This window comes from Caldimonas manganoxidans ATCC BAA-369 (assembly GCF_000381125.1).
In the GTDB taxonomy this organism is placed as follows: Bacteria; Pseudomonadota; Gammaproteobacteria; order Burkholderiales; family Burkholderiaceae_C; genus Caldimonas; species Caldimonas manganoxidans.
On the sequence record NZ_KB905950.1, the window covers coordinates 1 to 21487 of the forward strand.

Consider the following 21487-nt stretch of genomic DNA (forward strand, 5'->3'; position numbering starts at 1 on the left):
GACAAGCTCCTGGCCGAGCGCGACGGGATCCTCGCGTGGGCGGTCGAGGGGTGTCTGGCCTGGCAGCGCGAGGGGCTCCAGCCCCCGGCCAGCGTGGTGTCGGCCACCGCCGAGTACTTCGACGAGGAGGACGCCGTGCGCGACTTCCTGGACGAGGAGGCCCAGCGCCACCCGCAGGCCCGCGTGGCCGTGGCCGACGTGTTCCAGCGCTGGCAGGACTGGGCCGGCCGGCGCGGCGAGTACGTGGGCACGAGCCGCTGGCTCGCCCAGCAACTGGCCAACCGCGGCTTCGAGCGCACGCGCATCCACGGCGGCGTCAAGGCCCTGGCGGGCCTGTCGCTCAAGCCCAAGGACTACGGCGTACGGCTCCCGTACCGAGACGACTGAACCCCGAGGGTGACCGAAGGTGACTGGCCCAGGGATTGAGTCTCTTTACGCGCGTACGCGCGCGCGGGCGGAAGGACGATTCCCCACGGCGGTCACCTTCGGTCACCCGATGCTGACAAGGACCGACACGATGCACACCACCCTCCTCGCCCTCGACCTGGGCACCTCCACCGGCTGGGCGCTGCGCGGCAGCGACGGCCACATTACCAGCGGCGCCGAGAGCTTTCGGCCGCAGCGCTTCGAAGGCGGCGGCATGCGCTTCCTGCGCTTTCGGCGCTGGATTTCTGAAATTCAGCAATCCGTTTCTGAAATTCAGTTTTTGTACTTCGAGGAGGTACGCCGACACGCTGGCGTCGATGCCGCGCACGCCTACGGCGGGTTCCTGGCCACGCTCACGGCCTGGTGCGAGCACCACGGCATTCCCTACCAGGGCGTGCCGGTGGGCACGATCAAGAAGCACGCCACCGGCCGCGGCAACGCCGGCAAGGACGCGGTGATGGCGGCCGTGCGTGCGCGGGGCCACGCCCCGGCGGACGACGACGAGGCCGACGCCTTGGCGCTGTTGCTCTGGGCCCTCCAGCTTCACGACGCGGCGCAGGAGGACTGAGATGATTGTTCCGACCCCTCGCTACCGCTGCCCGCTCGGTCGGCTGCAGCCCGAGTCGATGGACGTGGAGGCCGTCAAGCGCCGCGGCTGGCGCGAGCAGCGCCTGCTCGTCGTCTCCCTCGACGACGACCGGCTCGACTGGATGGAACGCGAGCTGATCCGGCAAATCGGCGAGCGGCTCTACGGTGCACGGGAGGCGCGCCATGGCTGAGTGGACCGTCGAGCGTGTGGCCGAGCGCTTCCGGGAGGCGGCCATCACCGCCCACCGCTTGCCGTCCGTGCGCGTGCAGGGCTACTTCAACACCTGGCCCGCGATCCGGCGCATGCCCTGGGAGACGCTGGGGGCCGAACCCACGATCCGGCGCTTCCCGCCCAGTCCCGAGGCCATCGAGCGCATGCTCGAAGCCATGCGCTGGGTGCAGTGGCTGGAGGAAGAGGAACGGCACCTCGTGTGGATGCGCGCCGACCGCCACCGCTGGCGCGACATCTGCGCCCGCTTCGGCTGCGATCGGACCACAGCGTGGCGGCGCTGGCAGCGGGCGTTGCAGATCGTGGCCGACCGTCTGAACGGGTGAGTTCCACCCAGCGTCATGTATCAATAGGTGATAAAATGCGGTTCTCGGCGGAGCGGGTTTGAGCCGGGCGATCCGGATCGAGCGGAGGACATGTGATGAAACAGACCGTGGAAGCCATCATCGACGAACAGGGGCATGTCCGTCTGGCCGAGCCCGTCAAGATCAAAGGCCTGCATCGCGCCTTGGTGACCATCCTCGACGAGGCGCCGGTGGAGATCGACGAGGTCACTCAGCTGGCTGAAACGGCCCTCGCGGAGGATTGGCTGAAACCGGAAGAGGATGAGGCATGGACGCACCTGCAATAGGCGACGTGGTCCTCGTGCCTTTCCCGTTCTCCGATTTATCGACATCCAAGCTTCGGCCAGCACTCGTTCTTGCCCATGCAGGACGGGAGGACTGGCTGTGCCTGCAGATCACGAGCCGCTCTTACGCCGACCCCTTCGCGATCGAACTGGCGGATGGGGACTTCTCCCGGGGCTCCCTCCAGCGGACCAGCTTCATCCGTCCCGGAAAACTGTTCACCGCGCATCAAGGCCTGTTCCAACGCGTGGCAGGACGCATCAGGGACGAGAAGCTGGAGCAGGTGCGAAACCGGGTCGTCGAGCTGGTACGCAAAGGCCGACTATCCGAGTGATGGGCGATCGGAAGGACCGCCCTGCGCAGCAAGGTGAAATGACGATGAAACCGATCGTGATCGGGATCATGCCGCAGGACAAGATCCGCGAGCGTGTGCTCGCGATCGCGCGAGGCGAGCACAAGCCCAAGCCGGGCGAGCCGAAGATCTGGTTCACTTCGATGAAGTCGCTGGCCGAGGTGCTCAGCGACGACAACCGGGCGTTGATCCGGGTGATCGCCGAGACCCGGCCCGGCTCGATCTCGGAACTGGCCGAGGCCACCGGGCGCAAACCGAGCAACCTCTCGCGCACGCTCAAGACGATGTCGCGCTACGGCATCGTCGAGCTCCAGCGCGAGAAGAACCACGTCCGTCCTGTGGCCAAGGCGACGGAGTTTCGGATCGTCGCGGCTTGAGCGCTTTTTGTCGGCACACAACGAAGAATCGACCATGGCCGTGAAGAGAGGCAAGAGTCGCATCCTGCAAGAGGTTCATGAGATGGCCTCCGACCTGCATCGCCTGGGCTTCATCGACAAGCGCAAGATGCGCAAGTACGACGCGCTGTGCTTGGAGCCGGTGCAGGAGTACGACGCTGAGAAAGTGCGCGCCTTGCGCGAACGCCTGCACTTGAGTCAGGCCGTGCTGGCATCGGTCCTCAACACCAGCGTCTCGACCGTGCGCAAGTGGGAAGTGGGCGACAAGAAGCCCAGCGGTCCCTCGCAGAAGTTGCTCGACCTCATCGAACGCAAGGGCCTGGAGGCCGTGCTCTGATGCTCTGAAGTCGCTGGGCACGAGCGCATACCAAACGCGCCTGCGTGTTTTGGCGTGATTTGGCGGGTTGGATCGCGCATCCGCGTGTGCCAGCGGGCCAATGCGGCTTTCGCCGCTGCAACAGATCCACCGGTTCGAGGGTAGGATTTCGGCTAACTTCTGGACAGCGGTGACGGCAAAGGAAGCCGCCCGAAAAACCAACGGGTCCTTCCTGGCCAAGAAGCCATGCGGGGGGCGAGAGCGCGGCGCTTTTTTAGCGTCAGGCCGCAAAATCAGGTTACCACCCGGCCAGGTTACCGGCCCCGGTTACCACCCCGCAGAGCGGTCACCGCGTCACCCGAACTCACACGACCCGCCCGGCGGCCACGCCCGGCGGGTTTTGCTTTTGGAATGTCCACGTTGAACTCGCTCAACGTCGAGTACCGCAAGGTCGAGGCGCTGATTCCCTACGCCCGCAACCCGCGCACGCATCCGGATGCGCAGATTGCCAAGATCGCCGCCAGCATCGTCGAGTTCGGCTGGACGAACCCGATCCTGGTCGATGGCGAGAGCGGCATCATCGCCGGGCACGGGCGTCTGGCCGCTGCGCGCAAGTTGGGGCTCACCGAGGTGCCGGTGATCGAGCTGGGTCACCTCACGCCGGCGCAAAAGCGTGCCTATGTCATCGCCGACAACCGGCTCGCGCTCGATGCCGGCTGGGATGAGGAACTGCTCGCGTTGGAGCTGGCCGAGTTGTCCGAAGCGGGCTACGACCTGGCGTTGACCGGGTTCGAGGGGGAGGAGATCGAAGCGTTGCTCGCTGAAGCGACAGCTGATGCCCAAACTGAGCCCGACGCCGAGGATCCGGACGCCGCAGACGACGTTCCCGAAGCCCCGGCCGTCCCGGTGTCCCGCCCCGGCGACATCTGGGCGATTGGCCCGCACCGCCTGATTTGCGGCGACGCCACCGACCCGGACGTCATCGCCGCGCTGATGCAGGGCGAGACGGCTGCGTTGTGCTTCACCTCGCCGCCCTACGGCAACCAGCGCGACTACACCACGGGCGGCATCGCCGATTGGGACGGCCTGATGCGTGGCGTCTTTGCCCACCTGCCGATGGCAGACGATGGTCAGGTGCTGGTGAACCTCGGCCTGATCCACCGCGACAACGAAGTCGTCCCGTACTGGGATGCGTGGCTCGCCTGGATGCGCCAGCAGGGCTGGCGGCGCTTCGCCTGGTACGTGTGGGACCAGGGGCCGGGGATGCCCGGCGACTGGCAGGGGCGGCTGGCGCCTGCCTTCGAGTTCGTCTTTCACTTCAACCGGCAAAGCCGCAAACCGAACAAGATCGTGCCGTGCAAGTTCGCCGGGCAAGAGACCCACCTGCGCGCCGATGGGTCATCGACGGCAATGCGCGGCAAGGACGGCGAAGTGGGCGGCTGGACCCATGCCGGCCAGCCGACGCAGGACACGCGCATCACCGACTCGGTGATCCGGGTGATGCGCCACAAGGGCAAGATTGGCCAGGGGATCGACCACCCGGCCGTGTTCCCGGTGGCGCTGCCGCAGTTCGTCATCGAGGCCTATACGGATCCCGATGATCTCGTGTTCGAGCCCTTTGGCGGCAGCGGCACGACCATGCTGGCCGCCGAGCGCACCGGCCGCGTCTGCCGCAGCGTGGAGATCGCGCCCGAGTACGTGGACGTGGCCATCGAGCGCTTCCGGCAGAACCATCCGGAGGTGCCGGTGACGCTGCTGGCCACCGGGCAGACCTTCGAGGACGTTGCTGCCGAACGTGGCCTCAGTAGTGGTAACGCCCCTGCAAGAACTCCACCCGGTCGGCCTTGACCAGATAGACGCAGCGATGTTCCTGGGTGATGCGTCGCGACCAGATGTCCGGTCCCAGATATTTCAAGGGCTCGGGTTTGCCGATGCCGTCGAAGGGATCACGCAGCGTGGCCTCGACGAGGTCGAGCAAGCGCTTGGCGGTACGCCGGTCGGTCTCGACCCAGTGGCGCAGGTCTTCGAGGAATTCCGGATGGCAGACCGCAAGCCGGGCTGCCTTACGCATCGATGCCAACGTCCTTCCTGAGCTTTGCAGGTGTGGTTGGCTTCAGATCACGGGTTCTGGCACGGAGGAGTGCAGTCAGCAGGCGTTCGGCGTTCTTCGATGAACGCAGCAAATGCGCCGTCTCCAGCAGGCTTTCGAGTTCGTCCGCCGCGATCATCGCCACGGCATTGCCCGAACGACGCTTCACCACGATGACCTCGCGGTCATCGACGGCACGATCCATCAGCGCCTTGAGCTGCTCGCGCGCCTGGCTGTAGGTGGTTTCAATGGTCATGGCGTGGCTCCATCATTGGACAGATATATTGTACAAGATATGAATATCCAATGGCTGGCCGAGCGGATCGAGCAGTGGCCAACGACCAAGCTCATGCCCTACGCCCGCAATGCGCGCACCCACTCCGAGGAGCAGGTGGCGCAGATCGCTGCCAGCATCGCCGAGTTCGGCTTCACCAACCCGATCCTGGCAGGCTCGGATGGCGTGATCGTGGCCGGACACGGGCGGCTGGCGGCCGCCCGCAAGCTCGGGCTGGAGCGAGTGCCGGTCGTGGTGCTCGATCACCTCACGCCCACCCAGCGCCGCGCACTGATCATCGCTGACAACCGCATCGCCGAGAACGCCGGTTGGGACGAGGAAATGCTGCGGATCGAACTCGAAGCCTTGCAGAGCGAAGGATTTGACATGGATCTCACGGGCTTCGATGCCGATGCGCTGGCCGATCTGCTCGCGGGCGACGAGCCGGACAACCAGGGCCAGACCGATGACGATGCGGTGCCGGAGGTTGGCGAGACGCCCACCTCGCGCCCGGGCGATGTCTGGGTCTGCGGCAAACACCGCGTGCTCTGCGGTGATGCGACAGACCCGGACGCTTACGCTTCAGTGCTTGGCGATGGCATCGCCGACATGGTCTTCACCGACCCGCCGTACAACGTGAACTACGGGAGCAGCGCGAAGGACAAGCTGCGCGGCAAGCACCGCGCGATCCTCAACGACAACCTGGGCGACGGCTTCCACGACTTCCTGCTGGCGGCGCTCACACCCACCATCGCCCACTGCCGCGGCGCAATTTACGTGGCCATGTCATCGTCGGAACTCGACACCCTGCAGGCCGCTTTCCGCGCCGCCGGTGGCCACTGGTCGACCTTCATCATCTGGGCCAAGAACACCTTCACGCTGGGGCGCGCCGACTACCAACGCCAGTACGAGCCGATCCTCTACGGATGGCCCGAAGGCGCGCAGCGTCACTGGTGCGGCGACCGCGACCAGGGCGACGTGTGGCACTTCAACAAGCCGCAAAAGAACGACCTGCACCCAACGATGAAGCCGGTGGAACTGGTCGAGCGGGCGATCCGCAATTCCAGCCGACCCGGCAACGTGGTGCTCGACCCGTTCGGTGGCTCGGGCACGACATTGATCGCGGCGGAGAAGTCGGGGCGCAGAGCGCGACTGATCGAGCTCGACCCGAAGTACGTGGATGTGATCGTGCGTCGTTGGCAGGAATGGAGTGGGCAGGAAGCCTATCGGGAAGAGGATGGGTTCAAGTTCAATGATCTGGCTGGTTAGCGCTCGGTGCGTTTGAGGTCGCGGTAGAAATTCTCGTGCGGACCGACCATCAACAGCTTGAGGGTGTTTTCATCCAGAACGCGGTAGGCGAGCAGGCAGAGCAAGCTGCCCATGCGGAACTTGTAAACCTGCACCCCAGCCAGGTCACCAACTTTGGCTTCGCCGACTTCGGGCTGACTGGCAATGGTGCGTACCGCTTCGTCGAGCGCGGCCTTCTGCTGCTTGTGCAGCTTTTTGACGGCACGCTCGAAGGTCGGAGTGACAAGGATGCGCATCAGCCAAACCGGTACTCACCCACCGGCGCTTCCTGATCGGCGATCAGGATGTCGCGGATGACGGAAAAGGGCAGGTCCGGGTTTTCAGCGGCGATCTTGCCAATTTGAGACCAGTATTCGATTTGCTTGGGCACCGAGCGGTGCTCGATGGCGCCGTAACGCTTGGCGGTCTCGACCAAGGCTTCGGGCAGTTTGACATTGACGGCCATACGAACCTCCTGTGAGGAGGATCATTATGGCGCCTAATGGTCCAAAACGGAACCTTCGCCATCAGGCGACCAGGGACTCCTCGACGATCGCGCAGTGAATCACCAAGCCGTTGGCTGCGGCCTCCCACGCGGGAGGCGCTGCCCCATCGTGATTCAAGCGAGCCGGTAAACGCGCTCGCCGCCCTGCGGCTTGTCCGACACGACGCTCAGACCCAGCTTCTTCTTGAGCGCCCCGGCCAAGGTGCCGCGCACCGTGTGCGCTTGCCAGCCGGTGGCGTCCATGATCTGGCGGATCGTGGTGCCCTCAGGGCTGCGCAGCATCGCGATGACCCGGGCCTGCTTGCTGTCGGCACGGATGCGACGCGGCGCATCGTCCTTCGCCTGCGTCCACGTGGCTTCGGCAGCCGTCACGGCCGCCTCCAACTCGGGATCGCTCGCGGCGGCGGGTGCCCCTTCGGCGTTGGCAATGATCTGATCCAGACGCGCCTCGAAGGAGCCGGCGCGATTCTTGTTCCCGCCCGGGCGCGGCAGCCCCAAAGCATCGTAGCCCTCGGCGGTGACGAACCAGTTGTTGCCATCGGTGGTGATCAGGGCGCGGTTGAACATCCCGTCGAGCACCTTGCGGCGCGCGCCGCCTTTGATGTGCTCGGGGAACCAGTCGATCTTGCCGCCGCTGGTGTGGATGGCCTTGGCCAGGATGGCGTGCTGGACGGGGGTGAGTTGGGTGGTGGTCATGGTCTGCTCCTTGGCAGGGGTGGATCGGGTGAGGTGATGAACGCGCTGTTCGGCAGAGAAGCCAAGCGCTTTCTGCTTGGCTTGGTGGGGTGAGTCAGGCTTTGCGCAACACCGCGATGCCGGCTTGCGCCAGTTCGAGCGCTGCGGCGTGGAATGCGGCTTCGGCCACCCAGGGCGCAGCCCGCGCGTCGTCGAGCAACTGGTCGATGACCGGCCTGGCCTTGGCGCGCATCGCCGCGCAGGCGGCCTCCAAGTCGTCGCGGCTGGCGGCAGCCACCTCGTTGCGGCAGCAGCGCACCAGGATCGTCAGCGCCGCTTCGGCCAGCTTCGTGGCCAGGGTATCGGGGGTGTTGGCGTTCATCGGGGGTCCTTTCGATGGTGGGTTGGCGTGCCGTGATGAACGCGCTGTTGCCGATGGAAGCCAAGCTCGATCTGCAGGAATGACGAACAAATGATTGAAGAAGGTGACGATGGGTCTTTCCATTCGCGCCTACGCGCGCCACCGGGGCGTGTCGCACGTGGCTGTGAAAAAGGCCATCGACACCGGGCGGATCACGCCGCTGCCGGATGGCACGATCGATCCGGCCATGGCCGACGCGCAGTGGGCGCAAAACACCCTGCAGCCGCGGCAAGCGCAAGCGCCGGCCCCAGCCGCCAAGGGGCGCGCCAGGCCAGCGGCATCGGCCCAGTCCGCGCCGCGCGACACGGCCGACGCCGGGGGGCGCCCTGGTCGGCCGGTGGCACCACGCTGCTGCAGGCACGCACCGCCAACGAAGTGCTCAAGGCCCAGCTCCACAAAATCGAGCTGGCGCAGCGCAAGGGCGAGCTCGTCGATCGCGCGCAGGCCGTCTCTCATGTATTCAAGCTCGCACGCACCGAGCGCGATGCCTGGCTGAACTGGCCGGCGCGCATCTCGGCGCAGATGGCCGCGCGACTGAACGTCGATGCCCATGCGCTGCACGTGGCGCTCGATGCGGCCGTGCGTGAGCACCTGCAGGAACTGGGCGAGTTGCGCCCCAGTGTCGATTGACTGGGGAGAAAGGACGATGGACTACGAAGGTGCGGCCGAGATCGAACGCGCCTGGCGCGACGGGCTCACCCCCGACCCGCTGCTGACGGTCTCCGAGTGGGCCGACCGACATCGGGTGCTCGGAAGCCGGGCCTCGGCCGAGCCGGGACGCTGGCGTACCCGCCGCACGCCGTACCTGCGCGAGATCATGGATTGCCTCTCACCGACCTCGCCCATCGAGCGCGTGGTGTTCATGAAGGCAGCGCAACTTGGCGCCACCGAGATGGGCAGCAACTGGATCGGCTACGTGATCCACCATGCGCCGGGTCCGATGATGGCGGTCTGGCCCACCGTGGAGATGGCCAAGCGCGCCTCCAAGCAGCGCATCGACCCGCTGATCGAGGAGTCGCCGGTGCTCTGCGAACTCATCGCCCCGGCGCGCAGCCGGGATTCCGGCAACACCATCCTCGCCAAGGAGTTCCGCGGCGGCGTGCTGGTGATGACCGGGGCCAACAGCGCGGTGGGCCTGCGCTCGATGCCGGTGCGGTATCTGTTCCTCGACGAGGTCGACGGTTATCCGCTGGACGTCGAGGGTGAAGGGGATGCGATCTCGCTGGCCGAGGCGCGTACCCGCACCTTCGCGCGGCGCAAGATCTTCATCGTCTCGACGCCGACGATCTCAGGAGCATCGGCCATCGAGCGCGAGTACGAGGCCAGCGACCAACGTCGCTACTTCGTGCCGTGCCCGCACTGCTCGCACCGGCAATGGCTGCGTTTCGAGCAATTGCGCTGGGACAAAGGGCAACCCGACACGGCGGCCTACATCTGCGAATCGTGCGACGCGCCGATTGCCGAGCACCACAAGACCTGGATGCTGGAGCACGGCGAGTGGCGGGCCATGGCGCCCGGCGCCAAGACGGCCGGTTTCCATCTTTCCTCGCTCTACAGCCCGTTGGGCTGGCGCTCCTGGCGCGACATCGCCGCGGCCTGGGAGGCGGCGGTCAGCAAGGAATCCGGCTCGGCCGCGGCGATCAAGACCTTCAAGAACACCGAACTGGGTGAAACCTGGGTGGAAGAGGGTGAAGCGCCGGACTGGCAGCGCCTCATCGAGCGCCGCGAGGACTACCCGCTGGGCCGGGTGCCCGCAGGCGGCCTGCTGCTGGTGGGTGGTGCCGATGTGCAGAAGGATCGCATCGAGGCCTCGATCTGGGCCTTCGGGCGTGGCAAGGAGGCCTGGCTCATCGAGCACCGGGTGCTGATGGGCGACACCGCACGGGATGCGGTGTGGAAACGCCTGGCCGAACTGATCGCCGAGACCTGGACGCACGCTTGCGGAGCACCGATGCCGCTGGCCCGCCTCGCGCTGGACACGGGATTTGCGACGCAGGAGGCCTATGCCTTCGTGCGCGCTTGCCGCGACCCGCGCGTGATGGCGGTCAAGGGCGTTGCGCGTGGTGCCGCCCTGATCGGCACGCCGACCGCGGTGGACGTCTCGCTCGCCGGCAAGAAGCTGCGCCGGGGCATCAAGGTCTACAGCGTGGCGGTCGGTATCGCCAAGCTCGAGTTCTACAACAACCTGCGCAAGAGCGCCGATGTGGACGAGAACGGCGTGACGGTGAGGTACCCGGCCGGCTTCGTTCACCTGCCCAAGATCGACGCCGAGTTCATCCAGCAGCTGTGCGCCGAGCAACTGATCACCCGGCGCGACCGCAACGGCTACCCGGTGCGCGAGTGGCAGAAGATGCGCGAGCGCAATGAAGCCCTGGACTGCTACGTCTACGCCCGCGCGGCCGCTGCGGCCGCAGGTCTGGACCGCTTCGAGGAACGCCATTGGCGCGAACTGGAGCGGCAACTGGGGCTGACGCCGCCCGATGAGCCCATGCCGTCGAACGAAATGCCCATCGAACGACCTCCCGAGGCCACCCATCGCGGTGGCCTTGGTGTCTCTGCCACCCGCCACCCCGGCCGGCGCGTGATCCGCAGCCCCTGGCTGCGCTGATCCCCGCTGGCAGGCCTGAACCTTCAAGGAGCGCCCATGAGTCTGGCCACCCGCATTGAAAGCCTGGTCCTGCGCGTCGCGCAGGAGTTCAACGACGTGCGCGCCAAGGCCGGGCATCTCGCCAACCTGACCACCACCGACAAGTCGAATCTGGTCGCGGCCATCAACGAACTGAAGGCGGCCGTGGTGTCCTCGGCGGTGATCGACGATGCGCAGGTCGCCACCACCAGCACCTATTCGTCCAGCAAGATCGTCACGCTGCTCGATGCGCTGAAAGCCGAGATCCTGGGCGGGGCCGATGCCGCCTTTGATACGCTGCTGGAAATCCAGCAACTGCTGCAGGACGGCACCAGTGGCCTGGATGCGCTGCTCGCCGCCGTCAACCACCGTGTGCGCTTCGATGCGGCGCAGACCCTGACCGCGGCCGAAGCCGCCCTGGCGCGCAGCAACATCGGCGCGGTGGCCGCCAGTGATGTCGGCGACACCGACACCGACTTCGTCGCGATCTTCGAGGGGGCGCTGGTCTGATGGGACTGGTTTCGCGCATCAGCGCCTTGGCCAGCCGCATCGGCCTGGAGGTCAAGACCAAGATCGACGCGACCCACCCCGGCCTGGCCCGGGCGTGGGTGTGCTTCGGCTTTGTGGGCAACCAGATCGTCGTGCGCGCGTCGCACAACGTGGCCAGCGTCACCCGGACGGCGGTGGGTCGCTACCGTGTGACCTTCGCCGTTGCCATGCCCGACGCCAACTACTGCTGGACGGCGCTCGCCCGCAGCAGCACCAACAGTGGCACGCAGCGCATCGCCATCGTGCGATCCACCTCCGACCAGAAGACCGCCCAGTACGTCGACATCAGTTGTGCGACGAGCTCGGCGTCGTTTTCCGATTCCTCCGAAATCAACCTCGTGGTCTACCGCTGATGGCCTACACCCAAGCCCACCTCGACGCACTGGAAGCGGCACTGGTCAAGGGCGAAAAGCGCGTGACCTTGGGCGACAAGACGGTCGAGTACCGCAGCGTCGATGAACTGAAGGCCGCCATCGCAGCGGTCAAGCGCGACCTCTTCGAGCAGGCCGTGGCCACCGGCCTGTGGCCGGGTGCGCCGCGCCAGATCCGCATCACCACCGGCAAAGGGTTCTGAGATGGCCTGGCTCAAGCCACTGCGGCGCCGTCTGGCCGCAAGCCTGCTCGGCAGTACCCCGCTCTACGACGGCATCGGCGGCGGCCGTCGCGCCTTGGCCTGGCAGGTCGGCAATCCGGGGGCGGTCGCGGCGCTGGCCTTCACCCAGAACGAACTGCGCGCCAAGAGCCGCGATCTGGTACGCCGCAATGCCTGGGCCGCCGCCGGCGTCGAGGCCTTCGTCGCCAACGCCATCGGCACCGGCATCAAGCCGCAGAGCATGGTGACCGATGCGGCCGTACGCGAAGCCATCCATGCGCTGTGGTGGGACTGGTGCGAGGACGCCGATGCGGCCGGCTTGACCGATTTCTATGGCCTGCAGGCCTTGGCCTGTCGCGCGATGGTCGAGGGTGGCGAGTGTCTGGTGCGGCTGCGCTACCGCCGCCCGGAAGATGGCCTGCCGGTCGGCCTGCAATTGCAGGTGCTCGAACCCGAACACCTGCCCGCCACGCTGAATCAGGAGTTGGCCTCGGGCAACGTGATCCGCGCGGGCATCGAGTTCGACAAGCTCGGGCGGCGGGTGGCCTATCACCTGTACCGCTCGCATCCGGGCGATGGAAGTCTCGCGCCGATGTCCGGCACGGGCGGGATGGAGACGGTGCGCGTGCCGGCGCAGGAGCTGATCCACCTGTTCCGCCCCTTGCGCCCCGGCCAGATCCGCGGTGAACCGTGGTTGGCGCGTGCACTGGTCAAGCTCCACGAACTCGACCAGTACGACGACGCCGAACTGGTGCGCAAGAAAACCGCCGCGATGTTCGCCGGCTTCATCACGCGGATGAGCCCCGAGGACAGCCTGATGGGCGAAGGACTGCCGGACGCCCAGGGCGCGGCACTCGCGGGGCTCGAACCCGGCACCTTGCAGATTCTGGAGCCCGGCGAGGACATCAAGTTCTCGGCACCGGCCGATGTCGGCAGTTCCTACGCCGAGTTCATGCGCCAGCAGTTCCGGGCGGTGGCCGCGGCCATGGGCATCACCTACGAGATGCTGACCGGCGATCTCACCCAGGTGAACTACTCCAGCATCCGCGCCGGGCTGCTGGAGTTTCGCCGGCGCTGCGAGGCCATCCAGCATGGGGTGATCGTCCACCAGCTGTGCCGCCCGATCTGGCGGGCCTGGATGGAACAAGCCGTTCTGGAAGGCGCGCTGGCGTTGCCACAGTTCAGCGCCAGGAAGCGCGAGTACCTGTCGGCCAAGTGGATTCCGCAGGGCTGGCAGTGGGTCGATCCCAAGAAGGAGTTCGACGCGATGCTGACCGCCATCCGCGCCGGGCTGCTGTCGCGCTCGGAAGCCATCTCGGCCTTCGGCTACGACGCCGAGGATGTCGATCGTGAGATCGCGGCCGACAATCGGCGCGCCGATGCGCTCGGACTGGTGTTTGACTCCGACCCGCGACACGAGCTCACTTCCGCCACCACCACAGCACCAGGGTCAGCAGCAGCGACAGCAGAATCGATGTCGTCTGCGGAAAGTGGAAGCTGAAGTGCTCGCGCTCGATGTGGATGTCGCTGGGCAGGCGGCCAAAGGGCAGTTTCGACAGCCAGGGCCACAGCAGACCCACCACGACGAGTGCTATGCCAAGGAAGATCAGCAGACGTTGTATCAGCGGCGCTTGAGGTCGCGATAGAAGTTCTCGTGCGGGCCGACTGCTTCCAGATAGATCAGCCGGACTTCGTCATCGACGGTGTAGCCCAAGAGGTAGAGCTGATTCTGGCTGCGGAATTTGTAGACGAACAAATCGGCCAGATCGCCCTTTTTACGCTCGCCCACCGAGGGATCGGCGGCCACGACCTCGACGGCGGCATCGACGTCTGCCGCGACGTTGTCGTGCAGCTTCTTGTAGGCGCGGGCGAAGCGGCGCGTTTGCCTGAGGCCGTAGCTCATGCCCGGCGCGAACGGGGCACGAAGGGCGTGGCGTCCTCGCGCGGCTCGGCCAGCGAGGCCAGCGACTCGGCGATGAAACTCACCGGCAGATCGGGATTGTCCAGGGCAGCGCGACCAACCTTGGCCCAGTACTCGATCTGGCCGGCAATGGTCCGATGTTCGGCCAGGGCTTCGCTGCGTGCCTGCTCGTAGAGCTTCTGGTCGATGCGGATGGAAGTCGATGTCGTCATGGCGTCCCCGCTGAAATCGGGTTACCACAATTGTAGTAAGCCTCCCCAGGGAGTTCAACCCCATGCTGTCCCATCTCGCCTCCCGCATCTTTGGGATGCCCTTGCTCGTCCATCGCGCCAAGCTCGATGTGATTCTGGCCGTGCTCTCAGAGCGTCTTGGCGTCTGTGCTCCGCAAGCCGATCTGGCTCTGCCGACGCCGCGCGCCGCACCTGCCTCACCCCCAGGTATCGCCGTGATTCCGATCCACGGCACCCTTGTGAAACGGACCATCGGGCTGGATGCAGCCTCAGGACTGACGAGCTACCAGGACATCGGCACGATGCTCGATGCGGCGCTGGCCGACCCAGGCGTCACCGGCATTCTGCTGGATGTCGATTCGCCGGGGGGCGAAGCCTCGGGCAGCTTCGAACTGGCCCGCCGCGTGCGCGAGGCTGCCGCGCTGAAACCCGTCTGGGCGGTGGCGAATGATTCCGCATTCTCGGCGGCCTACGCCATCGCAGCGTCCGCGCATCGTCTTGTCGTCACAGAGACCGGCGGTGTCGGCTCAATCGGCGTGATCGCGCTGCACATCGACCAGTCGGTCAAGGATGCCAATGACGGCTACCGCTACACGGCGATCACGGCTGGGGCGCACAAGAACGACTTCTCACCCCACGAGCCGCTCACCGACGCCGCGAAAGCCGAACTCCAGGCCGAGGTCGACCGGCTCTACGACCTCTTCGTCGGCCATGTGGCCGCCATGCGCGGGTTGTCGGAGTCGGCGGTGCGCGCCACCGAGGCCGCCCTCTACTTCGGTCCGAACGCCGTCGCTGCTGGCCTTGCCGACGCGGTCGGCACGCTGGAGGCGACGCTCGCCGATTTCTCGACTTACCTCAGCTCTCGAGGCCGCAAGGCGCCCCCGACTCGGAGCTTGACACGATCCGGGGCGACGCACTTACAGGAGGACGAGATGTCTCTCGAAGAAACCAGCGAAATGATCGGCGTGGATCAGGCCGCCGTCTTGGTGGCCGAGGCTCGCCGCGAGGTAACCCAATCCGCCCAGGCCATCGCCGAGTTGTGTCTGATCGCCGGCTGCCCGGACAAGGCCGCCGCCTTGATTGCCGAAGGCAAGAGCGAGGCGGAGGTACGCCAGCTGCTCATCGAGGCCAAGGCTTCCCAGTCGGAAGCCGCGCGCATCCATTCGGCCATCCTGCCGGATGCCGGCATCGAAGCCAACCTGCGACCTGAGGCCTCTCCCGTGGTCGCCGCCGTCAAAAAACTCATCCCCAAGGAGTAAGCCATGCCGTCCGTCTCTCAACCCAAGAACCTCGGCGACCTGCTCAAGTACGAAGCGCCGAATCTCTACTCGCGCGAGCAGGCCACCGTCGCGGCCGCGCAGCACCTGCCGCTGGGCAGCGTGGTCGGCCTCGATGCGGCCACGGGCAAGCTCAAGGCCCTCGACCCCAGCGCCAGCGACGGCACGGAAATCGCCGCAGGCGTGCTCGGCAACGAGGTCGATGCGACGCTGATCGACCGCGAGGACGCGATCCTGATCGCCCGTCACGCCATCGTGGCCCGAGGCGCGCTCGTCTGGCCTGCGGGCATCACCGCCGCGCAACAGGCGGCCGCCATCGCCCAACTGCAAGCGCGCGGCATCCTGGTGCGCGACAGCGCCTGACCGCCCTCCCATCCCGATCTCACCCCGCACGACCCGCCGCCTGGCGGGTTGGCTGTTTCTGGAGCCCCGACATGCAGAACCCTTTCGACCACCCCGGCTTCTCGATGGCCAGCCTCACCGCCGCCATCAACCTCCTGCCCAACCGCTACGGGCGGCTGGAGCAGTTGAACCTGTTCCCGGCCAAACCGGTGCGCACCCGGCAGATCATCGTCGAGGAGTACGCCGGGCGCCTGAACCTGCTGCCGACCAAACCGCCGGGCTCGCCGGGGACGGTCGGCGAGCGTGGGCAGCGCCGGCTGCGCTCCTTCGTGATCCCGCACATCCCGCACGACGACGTGGTGCTGCCCGAGGAAGTGCAGGGCATCCGCGCCTTCGGCTCGGAGACCGAGACGGAGGCCATCGCCGGCGTCATGGCCCGCCACCTGGAGACCATGCGCAACAAGCACGCCATCACCCAGGAGCATCTGCGCATGGGCGCGCTCAAGGGCAAGATCCTGGATGCCGACGGCAGCGAACTGGTCGATCTGTTCGACGAGTTCGACATCACGGCGCAGAGCGTGGCCTTCGAGTTCTCCACCGCCGCGGACAACGGCCAGATCAAGAGTGCCTGCCTGGAACTCCTGGGCCTGATGGACGAAGCCCTGGCGGGCGAGTTCTCGACCGGCATCCACGTCCTGTGCTCGCCGGAGTTCTTCCGGGCGCTGACCACCCACAAGGAGGTCCGGACCGCCTACCAGAACTGGCAGCAGGGCGCGGTGCTCATCAACGACATGCGCGCAGGCTTCAGCTACAGCGGCATCACCTTCGAGGAGTACCGGGGCCAGGCGTCCTTCGTGCAAGCCGACGGCACGCTGGGCACGCGCCGCTTCATCGCCGCCGGCGAGGCCCACGCCTTCCCGCTGGGGACGGTGGACACCTTCGCCACCTACTTCGCGCCGGCCGATTTCAATGAAACGGTGAACACCCTCGGCCAGCCGCTGTATGCCAAACAGGAGCCGCGCAAGTTCGACCGCGGCACCGATCTGCACACGCAGAGCAACCCGCTGCCGATGTGCCACCGCCCGGGCGTGCTGATCAAGCTCGTTGCAGCCTGATGGATGTCGCGACGCTGTACGAAGCGGCCCGCAGTGCAGGACTGCTGACCCCCGTCACGGTGGCGGGCACCACCGTGCCCTGCGCCTTCCGTGCCCCGGATGACACCGTGCTGGATGGGCTGGCGCTGTCGCGGGACTACCAGATCGACTACCCGGCGGCCTGGCTGACGCTGGCGGTCGGGGACACCGTCGAGGTGGCAGGCCACCCCTATCAGGTGCGCGAGGTGCGCGCCATCGGCGACGGCACCGAGCATCGCGCCTGGCTCTCTCGACTCTGAGGTGACTGACATGAACTCCGTCCGCGAGCGCCTCTTGCGGGAGGTCGTCGCACGCCTGTCCTCGGCGATTGCACCGGTGCCGGTGCTGCGCATGCCGGCCGTGCCGGTCACCCGCGAGGCCAGTCCGGCGCTGCTGCTGTTCGTCGAGGGCGACAGCATCACGGCCCACGCCAACCATCTCGTCGACCGGCAGCTGTCTGTCCGGCTTGCCGTGGTCGCCCGCGGTGCGGATGCCTTCGACGTCGCCGACCGGCTGCTCACCGCGGCCCACGCGGCAATGCTCGCCGACCCGAACCTCGGGGGGCTCTCCATCGCCGTGCGCGAGATCGACTGCGAATGGGAGTTCGACGACGCCGACGCCGGGGCCGTGCTGCTGCCCGCCCGCTACGAGATCCGCTACCGCACCCACGCCATCGACCTCACCCAAACAGGATGAATCCCACATGCACATCGAACTACTGAAACCCCATACCCACGCGGGCAAACGCCTCAAAGTGGGTGAGCGCCTTGAACTCACCGAGACCAGCGCCCGTTGGCTGATCGCGCAAGGCACGGCCAAAGCGGCCACCCCTGCCACCGATTCCAAATCCATCCGCCGTGATGCCACGTCCGGTGTGTCCGCCACTGCAGCCACCCAAGGAGACTGACCATGGCCTACTTCTCTGGACAAGGCCGCGTCTACATCGGCGCGCGCGACATCGACGGCAACCCGGCAGGCCTCACCTTCGTCGGCAACGTGCCTGAGCTGAAGGTATCGCTGTCGGTGGACACCATCGAGCATCAGGAGGCGCAGTCGGGTCAGCGCCTGACCGACCTGCAACTGATCAAGACCAAGAAAGGCGAGTTCGCCTGCACGCTGGAAGAGCTGATCGCCACCAACCTGGCGCTCGCGCTCTACGGCATCACGACCACGATCACCCCCGGCACGGTGACCGGCGAGCGGCTGCCCAATCCGGTCACCCCGGGCAGTCTGTATCCGCTCGCACACCAGAACGTCTCTGCCGTGCAGATCCAGGACTCGGACGCCACGCCCCGGACGCTGCCGGTCAGCCAGTACAGCGTCAATGCCAAGCATGGGTCGCTGGTGATGCTGGACGTCACCACCGGCGGCCCCTATGTCGAGCCCTTCACGGTGGACTACGCCTATGGCGGGGCGCAGAGCACGGCGATGTTCACGCAAGCCTTGCCCGAACGCTGGATCCGCTTCGAGGGGCTCAACACCGCCGACGGCAACCGCGAGGTGGTGATCGACCTGTACCGCGTGGCCATCAACCCGGCGAAAGAACTCTCGATCATCACGGACGAACTGCTGAAGTTCGAGTTGTCGGGCCAGGTGCTGGCGGATCTGACCAAGCCCGCCGACGGCGACTTGGGCCAGTTCGGACGCCTCGTGCTCTTGTAAGGGGATGGCGATGACCCACATGAGCACCGATTTCCAGACCTTCCCGCCCACGCCGAAGATCGTGACGCTGTCCGGCACCGCGCTGGAACTGACGCCGATCCGGCTGGGTGAGTTGCCACGCCTGCTGGCCGTGGTGCGCCCGCTGGCCGCCGATCTTTCGGCCGAGCCGGATTGGCTCGATCTGTTGGGGCGACATGGCGAGGCCGTGCTGGATTTGTTGGCGATCACCACCCGGCGTGAGCGGGCGTGGATCAACGATCTGTCGCTGGAAGATGCGGTGCAACTGGCCGCCGCCGTGTTCGAGGTGAATGCGGATTTTTTCGTGGCGCACGTCGTCCCGGCGGTTCAGGGCGCAGCCCAGCGACTCGCCCCGACGCTGCGCTCGCTGACGAACTCGGCTGGCAATCCTCCTGGGACAGTGCCGTCGCCCGCCTGATCCGCGCCGGGCACCGCCTGGACGACGTGATGGGCTACACGCTCACGCAGGTGCGGGCCTTTGTGGAGGCCGACGGCCGGATCGAACGGCAGCAACTCGCCCAGCTACTCGGCATTCATGCCGTAGCAGCACAGGGCGAGAAACGCGGCATCGAACGACTGCAACGCGATCTGCTCAAGGACTGAAAACGTGCGCCTGTCTCTGACCACCACCGGGCTATTATTAGAAGCGCGCCAGTTGGCGGCGTGGAGCAGCGAGCGGCGTCGCGCCATCCACACCGCCGTCGCCAAGGGGATGCAGTCCGGCGGGCGCGAGGTGCGGGACGCGGCGCGATCCGAGATGCGCAGTGCCTTCACGGTCAAGCGCAACAGCTTCATTGCCTCGATGGGCGTGAAGCTGTTCGACCAGAAGCCCGATCGCCTGCCAGCGCTATGGGTGGGCAGCCGCATTCCGTGGCTCGGCATCCACACCCAGGGCGGCACGGTGAGCGGCAATTTGCTGATCCCGGTGCTGCCGGGACGCATCGGCCCCAAGCGCTTCAAAGCGGTCATCGACGGCCTGATGCGCTCGGGCAATGCCTTCTTCGTCGAGAAGAACGGCCGCGTGCTGCTGATGGCCGAGAACATCAAGGAGAACGCCGCGCAGCTGGGCCGCTTCAAGCGCGCTGAGCGAGCTCGCACCGGGACCAAGCAGATCAAGCGCGGCCAGGAGATTCCCATCGCGACGTTGGTCCGCCGCGTCGACCTCAAACGACGACTGAATCTGGCCGGTGGCGTGCAACGTGCCTTGCCTGCACTGGCTCGGGCGATCGAGCGGGAGCTTGGCAGGCTTTGAGGGTCAGAGCAGGCCGCGCACCGTCGCCAACGGCAGGAACAAGGTCAGCGGTGACTCGGGCAAGGTGATGAATCCGTGATGTCGGTAAAAGCTCGCAGCCGTTTCGTCCTTGGCATCGACCGTCAGCGCGTAGGCTGCAATCTCGGCGCGGGCGGTGCGTGCCACCCCATCCGCCAGAAGCGCGCCACCCAGTCCCTGGCCCTGAAAGCGGCGATCCACCGCCAGACGTCCCATGCGCACGGCGGGGACTGTGGGATAGCGCGGCAGCTTCTTGGCGATGCTGGGCGGCAAGTCGCCCAGCCACAGACTGGCCGAGGCCAAGGTGTAGTAGCCCGCAATGCAGCCATCGTCGGTGACGGCCACGAAGCAGGCGGCAACGCGGCGGCGCACGTCCTGCGAGACCTGCTCGCGCAGGTAGCGGTTCAGCACCGGGCTGTCGCAATCGAAGGCCGAGCGGTCGTGCGTGGCGGTAAGTGGCACCACGCGAAACGGGGCCCGGCTCATTCAGCGTGCAGCAGTTTGCGGCGACGCGTGAAGGCGCGTTTGAGGGCCGGGGCCGGGGTGGGCGGTGACAGCAAAGCCTGGGCAAAGCATTCCTGATCGGCAACTGACAGTCGAATGACTTCGGCCTGCTCGACGGCGCGCTGGGCGGCTTCCTGCACAGCCGAGACGACGAAATCGGTCATCGTGCGCCCCTGCAGCTCGGACGCGCGCTTGAGCAGCGCATGCAGATCCGCGCTGATGCGCGCTTCGAGCCGGGCGGTGGTGGTATGGGCAGCCATGGGGGTCGTCCTCCTGACGCCAATCATACGGCAAATTGCCGTACATTGCCAGCCGGCATGCTGACTCGTGGGAGAATGGCCGATCTCAAGTAACGACCGGCTGGATGCCGAGGGCGGAGTAGGCTTCCAGGTAGCGCTCGGCATCGATGAACCTCCCCACCGTCTGTACCCCATCCTCTTTGGTGCGGCCTTGCGGTTTGAAGTCGAGCGAGAGGTGGTAACTGTCGCTATTTGGGAATTGGCCGTTGAAGTAGTAGTGCAGTCCCCGAGCTACCACGGCAGCCGGGAACACATAGACCCGCGGCTCGCCCTGCGGCACGGCCAAGTCCACACAGCAGATGAAGCGACGGTCGAGCGGAATCGCCTCGGTGTTGGGCTCGGCGTACTTCTTCTGCAGGATCCAGCGGCGGGAATACTGCGCTGAGGATTTCACTTCGAGAAACGCCACGTTCCCGACCTTGTCGAACACCAGGATGTCGTAGCCGATGGCGGTTCCCCACTGCAGGGTCACCATATATCCGCGTTGAGTCAGGCGCGAGGCGACAAGGAATTCCCCGGCCAGGCGGTTGAGGTTCTTCTTCTCGTTGCTGACGCGGGTCGTCTTCATTCCAAGGGCACTTCACGAGACAGGGATCGGTCCCGCTGATCAAGCAGCGCCACCTCCTCATCAGTGAGCCTCAAATCTCGGCCGACATCGACCAGGAGTGTACCCAGCGCCGGGGATGCTTCGGCTTGGACAGCTGCTACGACGATCGCACGTGCCTCGTCTTCCAGGCTGCGCCCGTGTCGCGCCGCGCGCTGGCGCAGAGCACTCAGCACGGCAGCAGGCAGGTTGCGAAGGGATAGCTCAGGCATGGCTGCATTGCACCACATCCCCACCGCATTCGCCATGACATCGAACGTCCAGGCCGAAAGAACTC

The 21487-nt window shown here is 66.3% G+C and carries 36 protein-coding genes and 3 pseudogenes; 26 read left to right on the top strand and 13 right to left on the bottom strand.

The window, feature by feature from the left end:
- The 9 genes and pseudogenes from F615_RS20180 to F615_RS18435 form a co-directional block, all read left to right on the top strand.
- Positions 1 to 387 (top strand): annotated as a pseudogene (locus tag F615_RS20180) (phage/plasmid primase, P4 family); the annotation flags it as partial.
- 130 nt (positions 388 to 517) lie between these two features.
- Positions 518 to 994: a crossover junction endodeoxyribonuclease RuvC gene (locus F615_RS0111855; RefSeq protein WP_019561407.1), complete on the top strand. Its 477-nt coding sequence runs from the start codon at positions 518 to 520 to the stop codon at positions 992 to 994.
- Between the two features lies 1 nt (position 995).
- Positions 996 to 1205, top strand: a complete 210-nt coding sequence (locus F615_RS0111860) for a hypothetical protein (protein WP_019561408.1) — start codon at positions 996 to 998, stop codon at positions 1203 to 1205.
- Positions 1198 to 1569: a DUF6362 family protein gene (locus tag F615_RS0111865; protein WP_019561409.1), complete on the top strand. Its 372-nt coding sequence runs from the start codon at positions 1198 to 1200 to the stop codon at positions 1567 to 1569. Before F615_RS0111860 ends, F615_RS0111865 begins: the two co-directional genes overlap by 8 nt.
- Positions 1570 to 1664: 95 nt before the next feature.
- Positions 1665 to 1874: a hypothetical protein gene (locus tag F615_RS0111870; RefSeq protein WP_019561410.1), complete on the top strand. Its 210-nt coding sequence runs from the start codon at positions 1665 to 1667 to the stop codon at positions 1872 to 1874.
- Positions 1856 to 2203: a type II toxin-antitoxin system PemK/MazF family toxin gene (locus F615_RS0111875; RefSeq protein ID WP_019561411.1), complete on the top strand. Its 348-nt coding sequence runs from the start codon at positions 1856 to 1858 to the stop codon at positions 2201 to 2203. Before F615_RS0111870 ends, F615_RS0111875 begins: the two co-directional genes overlap by 19 nt.
- 44 nt (positions 2204 to 2247) lie before the next feature.
- Positions 2248 to 2598 carry an HVO_A0114 family putative DNA-binding protein gene (locus tag F615_RS0111880; RefSeq protein ID WP_026330266.1) on the top strand — a complete coding sequence of 117 codons (351 nt, stop codon included), beginning with the start codon at positions 2248 to 2250 and terminating at the stop codon, positions 2596 to 2598.
- A gap of 34 nt (positions 2599 to 2632) precedes the next feature.
- A complete protein-coding gene (locus F615_RS0111885; protein ID WP_026330267.1) occupies positions 2633 to 2953 on the top strand; it encodes a helix-turn-helix domain-containing protein in 321 nt (106 codons plus the stop codon).
- Between the two features lie 399 nt (positions 2954 to 3352).
- Positions 3353 to 4780, top strand: a complete 1428-nt coding sequence (locus tag F615_RS18435) for a site-specific DNA-methyltransferase (protein WP_051090244.1) — start codon at positions 3353 to 3355, stop codon at positions 4778 to 4780.
- Here F615_RS18435 and F615_RS0111895 read toward each other — a convergent pair.
- On the bottom strand, positions 4734 to 5003 hold the full coding sequence (locus F615_RS0111895) for a Txe/YoeB family addiction module toxin (protein WP_019561415.1): 270 nt from the start codon (positions 5001 to 5003) through the stop codon (positions 4734 to 4736). The genes F615_RS18435 and F615_RS0111895 overlap by 47 nt on opposite strands.
- Positions 4996 to 5277, bottom strand: coding sequence for a type II toxin-antitoxin system Phd/YefM family antitoxin (locus F615_RS0111900; RefSeq protein WP_019561416.1), 282 nt, complete (start codon positions 5275 to 5277; stop codon positions 4996 to 4998). Before F615_RS0111900 ends, F615_RS0111895 begins: the two co-directional genes overlap by 8 nt.
- 39 nt (positions 5278 to 5316) lie before the next feature.
- Between F615_RS0111900 and F615_RS0111905 the strand changes: the two genes are divergently transcribed.
- Entirely contained in the window at positions 5317 to 6564 is a 1248-nt protein-coding gene (locus tag F615_RS0111905; protein ID WP_019561417.1) for a site-specific DNA-methyltransferase, read from the top strand.
- Here the strand turns inward: F615_RS0111905 and F615_RS0111910 are convergent.
- The 4 genes from F615_RS0111910 to F615_RS0111925 all read right to left on the bottom strand — a co-directional run bounded on the left by F615_RS0111910 (position 6561) and on the right by F615_RS0111925 (position 8144).
- Positions 6561 to 6839: a type II toxin-antitoxin system RelE/ParE family toxin gene (locus tag F615_RS0111910; RefSeq protein WP_019561418.1), complete on the bottom strand. Its 279-nt coding sequence runs from the start codon at positions 6837 to 6839 to the stop codon at positions 6561 to 6563. The two genes, F615_RS0111905 and F615_RS0111910, sit on opposite strands and share 4 nt — an antisense overlap.
- A complete protein-coding gene (locus F615_RS0111915; protein ID WP_019561419.1) occupies positions 6839 to 7048 on the bottom strand; it encodes a TA system antitoxin ParD family protein in 210 nt (69 codons plus the stop codon). The genes F615_RS0111910 and F615_RS0111915 overlap by 1 nt, the downstream gene beginning before the upstream one ends.
- A 153-nt stretch (positions 7049 to 7201) precedes the next feature.
- Entirely contained in the window at positions 7202 to 7783 is a 582-nt protein-coding gene (locus F615_RS0111920; protein WP_019561420.1) for a DUF3489 domain-containing protein, read from the bottom strand.
- A gap of 94 nt (positions 7784 to 7877) precedes the next feature.
- Entirely contained in the window at positions 7878 to 8144 is a 267-nt protein-coding gene (locus F615_RS0111925; protein WP_019561421.1) for a hypothetical protein, read from the bottom strand.
- Positions 8145 to 8253: 109 nt separating this feature from the next.
- Between F615_RS0111925 and F615_RS19210 the strand changes: the two are divergent.
- From F615_RS19210 to F615_RS0111955, 6 genes and pseudogenes are all read left to right on the top strand, one after another.
- Positions 8254 to 8813 (top strand): annotated as a pseudogene (locus tag F615_RS19210) (elements of external origin).
- A 16-nt stretch (positions 8814 to 8829) separates the two neighbouring features.
- Entirely contained in the window at positions 8830 to 10791 is a 1962-nt protein-coding gene (locus tag F615_RS0111935) for a phage terminase large subunit family protein (RefSeq protein ID WP_019561422.1), read from the top strand.
- A gap of 36 nt (positions 10792 to 10827) precedes the next feature.
- On the top strand, positions 10828 to 11319 hold the full coding sequence (locus F615_RS0111940) for a hypothetical protein (RefSeq protein ID WP_019561423.1): 492 nt from the start codon (positions 10828 to 10830) through the stop codon (positions 11317 to 11319).
- Entirely contained in the window at positions 11319 to 11711 is a 393-nt protein-coding gene (locus F615_RS0111945) for a hypothetical protein (RefSeq protein ID WP_019561424.1), read from the top strand. Before F615_RS0111940 ends, F615_RS0111945 begins: the two co-directional genes overlap by 1 nt.
- Complete coding sequence (locus F615_RS0111950; protein ID WP_019561425.1) at positions 11711 to 11932, top strand: phage head-tail joining protein; 222 nt, start codon at positions 11711 to 11713, stop codon at positions 11930 to 11932. The genes F615_RS0111945 and F615_RS0111950 overlap by 1 nt, the downstream gene beginning before the upstream one ends.
- Before the next feature lies 1 nt (position 11933).
- Entirely contained in the window at positions 11934 to 13451 is a 1518-nt protein-coding gene (locus tag F615_RS0111955; protein WP_019561426.1) for a phage portal protein, read from the top strand.
- Here the strand turns inward: F615_RS0111955 and F615_RS20470 are convergent.
- The 3 genes and pseudogenes from F615_RS20470 to F615_RS0111965 form a co-directional block, all read right to left on the bottom strand.
- Positions 13441 to 13533: pseudogene (locus tag F615_RS20470) on the bottom strand (DUF2905 domain-containing protein); the annotation flags it as partial. The gene F615_RS0111955 and the pseudogene F615_RS20470 sit on opposite strands and share 11 nt — an antisense overlap.
- A 38-nt stretch (positions 13534 to 13571) precedes the next feature.
- On the bottom strand, positions 13572 to 13853 hold the full coding sequence (locus F615_RS0111960) for a type II toxin-antitoxin system RelE/ParE family toxin (protein WP_019561427.1): 282 nt from the start codon (positions 13851 to 13853) through the stop codon (positions 13572 to 13574).
- Positions 13850 to 14083: a ParD-like family protein gene (locus F615_RS0111965; RefSeq protein ID WP_019561428.1), complete on the bottom strand. Its 234-nt coding sequence runs from the start codon at positions 14081 to 14083 to the stop codon at positions 13850 to 13852. The genes F615_RS0111960 and F615_RS0111965 overlap by 4 nt, the downstream gene beginning before the upstream one ends.
- A 62-nt stretch (positions 14084 to 14145) precedes the next feature.
- Here F615_RS0111965 and F615_RS0111970 point away from each other — a divergent pair, with 62 nt between their 5' ends.
- The 10 genes from F615_RS0111970 (at position 14146) to F615_RS0112015 (ending at position 19785) form a co-directional block, all read left to right on the top strand.
- Positions 14146 to 15360 carry a S49 family peptidase gene (locus F615_RS0111970; RefSeq protein WP_019561429.1) on the top strand — a complete coding sequence of 405 codons (1215 nt, stop codon included), beginning with the start codon at positions 14146 to 14148 and terminating at the stop codon, positions 15358 to 15360.
- A 3-nt stretch (positions 15361 to 15363) separates the two neighbouring features.
- The gene (locus F615_RS0111975) at positions 15364 to 15741 is read left to right on the top strand and encodes a head decoration protein (RefSeq protein ID WP_019561430.1); all 378 of its coding nucleotides are present in this window, start codon (positions 15364 to 15366) and stop codon (positions 15739 to 15741) included.
- A gap of 71 nt (positions 15742 to 15812) precedes the next feature.
- Positions 15813 to 16835, top strand: a complete 1023-nt coding sequence (locus F615_RS0111980; RefSeq protein WP_019561431.1) for a major capsid protein — start codon at positions 15813 to 15815, stop codon at positions 16833 to 16835.
- Positions 16835 to 17113, top strand: coding sequence for a head-tail joining protein (locus tag F615_RS0111985; protein WP_019561432.1), 279 nt, complete (start codon positions 16835 to 16837; stop codon positions 17111 to 17113). The genes F615_RS0111980 and F615_RS0111985 overlap by 1 nt, the downstream gene beginning before the upstream one ends.
- 10 nt (positions 17114 to 17123) lie before the next feature.
- Positions 17124 to 17549, top strand: coding sequence for a hypothetical protein (locus tag F615_RS0111990; protein WP_019561433.1), 426 nt, complete (start codon positions 17124 to 17126; stop codon positions 17547 to 17549).
- A gap of 7 nt (positions 17550 to 17556) precedes the next feature.
- Complete coding sequence (locus tag F615_RS0111995; RefSeq protein WP_019561434.1) at positions 17557 to 17760, top strand: DUF7210 family protein; 204 nt, start codon at positions 17557 to 17559, stop codon at positions 17758 to 17760.
- 2 nt (positions 17761 to 17762) lie between these two features.
- Positions 17763 to 18515 carry a phage tail tube protein gene (locus F615_RS0112000; RefSeq protein WP_019561435.1) on the top strand — a complete coding sequence of 251 codons (753 nt, stop codon included), beginning with the start codon at positions 17763 to 17765 and terminating at the stop codon, positions 18513 to 18515.
- A 10-nt stretch (positions 18516 to 18525) separates the two neighbouring features.
- Positions 18526 to 18951: a DUF6631 family protein gene (locus tag F615_RS0112005; protein WP_026330269.1), complete on the top strand. Its 426-nt coding sequence runs from the start codon at positions 18526 to 18528 to the stop codon at positions 18949 to 18951.
- 29 nt (positions 18952 to 18980) lie between these two features.
- Complete coding sequence (locus tag F615_RS20185; protein WP_019561437.1) at positions 18981 to 19136, top strand: hypothetical protein; 156 nt, start codon at positions 18981 to 18983, stop codon at positions 19134 to 19136.
- Between the two features lie 4 nt (positions 19137 to 19140).
- Positions 19141 to 19785 carry a DUF6441 family protein gene (locus tag F615_RS0112015; RefSeq protein ID WP_026330270.1) on the top strand — a complete coding sequence of 215 codons (645 nt, stop codon included), beginning with the start codon at positions 19141 to 19143 and terminating at the stop codon, positions 19783 to 19785.
- Positions 19786 to 19788: 3 nt separating this feature from the next.
- Here the strand turns inward: F615_RS0112015 and F615_RS0112020 are convergent, their stop codons facing one another.
- From F615_RS0112020 to F615_RS20735, 4 genes are all read right to left on the bottom strand, one after another.
- Positions 19789 to 20289 carry a GNAT family N-acetyltransferase gene (locus F615_RS0112020; RefSeq protein ID WP_019561439.1) on the bottom strand — a complete coding sequence of 167 codons (501 nt, stop codon included), beginning with the start codon at positions 20287 to 20289 and terminating at the stop codon, positions 19789 to 19791.
- Positions 20286 to 20567, bottom strand: a complete 282-nt coding sequence (locus F615_RS0112025; protein WP_019561440.1) for a type II toxin-antitoxin system TacA family antitoxin — start codon at positions 20565 to 20567, stop codon at positions 20286 to 20288. The genes F615_RS0112020 and F615_RS0112025 overlap by 4 nt, the downstream gene beginning before the upstream one ends.
- 85 nt (positions 20568 to 20652) lie before the next feature.
- Positions 20653 to 21174 (bottom strand): protein NO VEIN domain-containing protein, encoded by a 522-nt coding sequence (locus F615_RS0112030; protein WP_019561441.1) that lies wholly within the window; start codon positions 21172 to 21174, stop codon positions 20653 to 20655.
- Entirely contained in the window at positions 21171 to 21458 is a 288-nt protein-coding gene (locus F615_RS20735) for a FitA-like ribbon-helix-helix domain-containing protein (RefSeq protein WP_019561442.1), read from the bottom strand. The genes F615_RS0112030 and F615_RS20735 overlap by 4 nt, the downstream gene beginning before the upstream one ends.
- Positions 21459 to 21487 lie beyond the last annotated feature (29 nt).

Bases quoted from the DNA above. Each gene is read 5' to 3' on its own strand.
- F615_RS0111855 (WP_019561407.1), top strand. From the start codon at position 518: ATGCACACCACCCTCCTCGCCCTCGACCTGGGCACCTCCACCGGCTGG.
- F615_RS0111860 (WP_019561408.1), top strand. From the start codon at position 996: ATGATTGTTCCGACCCCTCGCTACCGCTGCCCGCTCGGTCGGCTGCAG.
- F615_RS0111865 (WP_019561409.1), top strand. From the start codon at position 1,198: ATGGCTGAGTGGACCGTCGAGCGTGTGGCCGAGCGCTTCCGGGAGGCG.
- F615_RS0111870 (WP_019561410.1), top strand. From the start codon at position 1,665: ATGAAACAGACCGTGGAAGCCATCATCGACGAACAGGGGCATGTCCGT.
- F615_RS0111875 (WP_019561411.1), top strand. From the start codon at position 1,856: ATGGACGCACCTGCAATAGGCGACGTGGTCCTCGTGCCTTTCCCGTTC.
- F615_RS0111880 (WP_026330266.1), top strand. From the start codon at position 2,248: ATGAAACCGATCGTGATCGGGATCATGCCGCAGGACAAGATCCGCGAG.
- F615_RS0111885 (WP_026330267.1), top strand. From the start codon at position 2,633: ATGGCCGTGAAGAGAGGCAAGAGTCGCATCCTGCAAGAGGTTCATGAG.
- F615_RS0111895 (WP_019561415.1), bottom strand. From the start codon at position 5,003: ATGCGTAAGGCAGCCCGGCTTGCGGTCTGCCATCCGGAATTCCTCGAA.
- F615_RS0111900 (WP_019561416.1), bottom strand. From the start codon at position 5,277: ATGACCATTGAAACCACCTACAGCCAGGCGCGCGAGCAGCTCAAGGCG.
- F615_RS0111905 (WP_019561417.1), top strand. From the start codon at position 5,317: ATGAATATCCAATGGCTGGCCGAGCGGATCGAGCAGTGGCCAACGACC.
- F615_RS0111910 (WP_019561418.1), bottom strand. From the start codon at position 6,839: ATGCGCATCCTTGTCACTCCGACCTTCGAGCGTGCCGTCAAAAAGCTG.
- F615_RS0111915 (WP_019561419.1), bottom strand. From the start codon at position 7,048: ATGGCCGTCAATGTCAAACTGCCCGAAGCCTTGGTCGAGACCGCCAAG.
- F615_RS0111920 (WP_019561420.1), bottom strand. From the start codon at position 7,783: ATGACCACCACCCAACTCACCCCCGTCCAGCACGCCATCCTGGCCAAG.
- F615_RS0111925 (WP_019561421.1), bottom strand. From the start codon at position 8,144: ATGAACGCCAACACCCCCGATACCCTGGCCACGAAGCTGGCCGAAGCG.
- F615_RS0111935 (WP_019561422.1), top strand. From the start codon at position 8,830: ATGGACTACGAAGGTGCGGCCGAGATCGAACGCGCCTGGCGCGACGGG.
- F615_RS0111940 (WP_019561423.1), top strand. From the start codon at position 10,828: ATGAGTCTGGCCACCCGCATTGAAAGCCTGGTCCTGCGCGTCGCGCAG.
- F615_RS0111945 (WP_019561424.1), top strand. From the start codon at position 11,319: ATGGGACTGGTTTCGCGCATCAGCGCCTTGGCCAGCCGCATCGGCCTG.
- F615_RS0111950 (WP_019561425.1), top strand. From the start codon at position 11,711: ATGGCCTACACCCAAGCCCACCTCGACGCACTGGAAGCGGCACTGGTC.
- F615_RS0111955 (WP_019561426.1), top strand. From the start codon at position 11,934: ATGGCCTGGCTCAAGCCACTGCGGCGCCGTCTGGCCGCAAGCCTGCTC.
- F615_RS0111960 (WP_019561427.1), bottom strand. From the start codon at position 13,853: ATGAGCTACGGCCTCAGGCAAACGCGCCGCTTCGCCCGCGCCTACAAG.
- F615_RS0111965 (WP_019561428.1), bottom strand. From the start codon at position 14,083: ATGACGACATCGACTTCCATCCGCATCGACCAGAAGCTCTACGAGCAG.
- F615_RS0111970 (WP_019561429.1), top strand. From the start codon at position 14,146: ATGCTGTCCCATCTCGCCTCCCGCATCTTTGGGATGCCCTTGCTCGTC.
- F615_RS0111975 (WP_019561430.1), top strand. From the start codon at position 15,364: ATGCCGTCCGTCTCTCAACCCAAGAACCTCGGCGACCTGCTCAAGTAC.
- F615_RS0111980 (WP_019561431.1), top strand. From the start codon at position 15,813: ATGCAGAACCCTTTCGACCACCCCGGCTTCTCGATGGCCAGCCTCACC.
- F615_RS0111985 (WP_019561432.1), top strand. From the start codon at position 16,835: ATGGATGTCGCGACGCTGTACGAAGCGGCCCGCAGTGCAGGACTGCTG.
- F615_RS0111990 (WP_019561433.1), top strand. From the start codon at position 17,124: ATGAACTCCGTCCGCGAGCGCCTCTTGCGGGAGGTCGTCGCACGCCTG.
- F615_RS0111995 (WP_019561434.1), top strand. From the start codon at position 17,557: ATGCACATCGAACTACTGAAACCCCATACCCACGCGGGCAAACGCCTC.
- F615_RS0112000 (WP_019561435.1), top strand. From the start codon at position 17,763: ATGGCCTACTTCTCTGGACAAGGCCGCGTCTACATCGGCGCGCGCGAC.
- F615_RS0112005 (WP_026330269.1), top strand. From the start codon at position 18,526: ATGACCCACATGAGCACCGATTTCCAGACCTTCCCGCCCACGCCGAAG.
- F615_RS20185 (WP_019561437.1), top strand. From the start codon at position 18,981: ATGGGCTACACGCTCACGCAGGTGCGGGCCTTTGTGGAGGCCGACGGC.
- F615_RS0112020 (WP_019561439.1), bottom strand. From the start codon at position 20,289: ATGAGCCGGGCCCCGTTTCGCGTGGTGCCACTTACCGCCACGCACGAC.
- F615_RS0112025 (WP_019561440.1), bottom strand. From the start codon at position 20,567: ATGGCTGCCCATACCACCACCGCCCGGCTCGAAGCGCGCATCAGCGCG.
- F615_RS0112030 (WP_019561441.1), bottom strand. From the start codon at position 21,174: ATGAAGACGACCCGCGTCAGCAACGAGAAGAAGAACCTCAACCGCCTG.
- F615_RS20735 (WP_019561442.1), bottom strand. From the start codon at position 21,458: ATGGCGAATGCGGTGGGGATGTGGTGCAATGCAGCCATGCCTGAGCTA.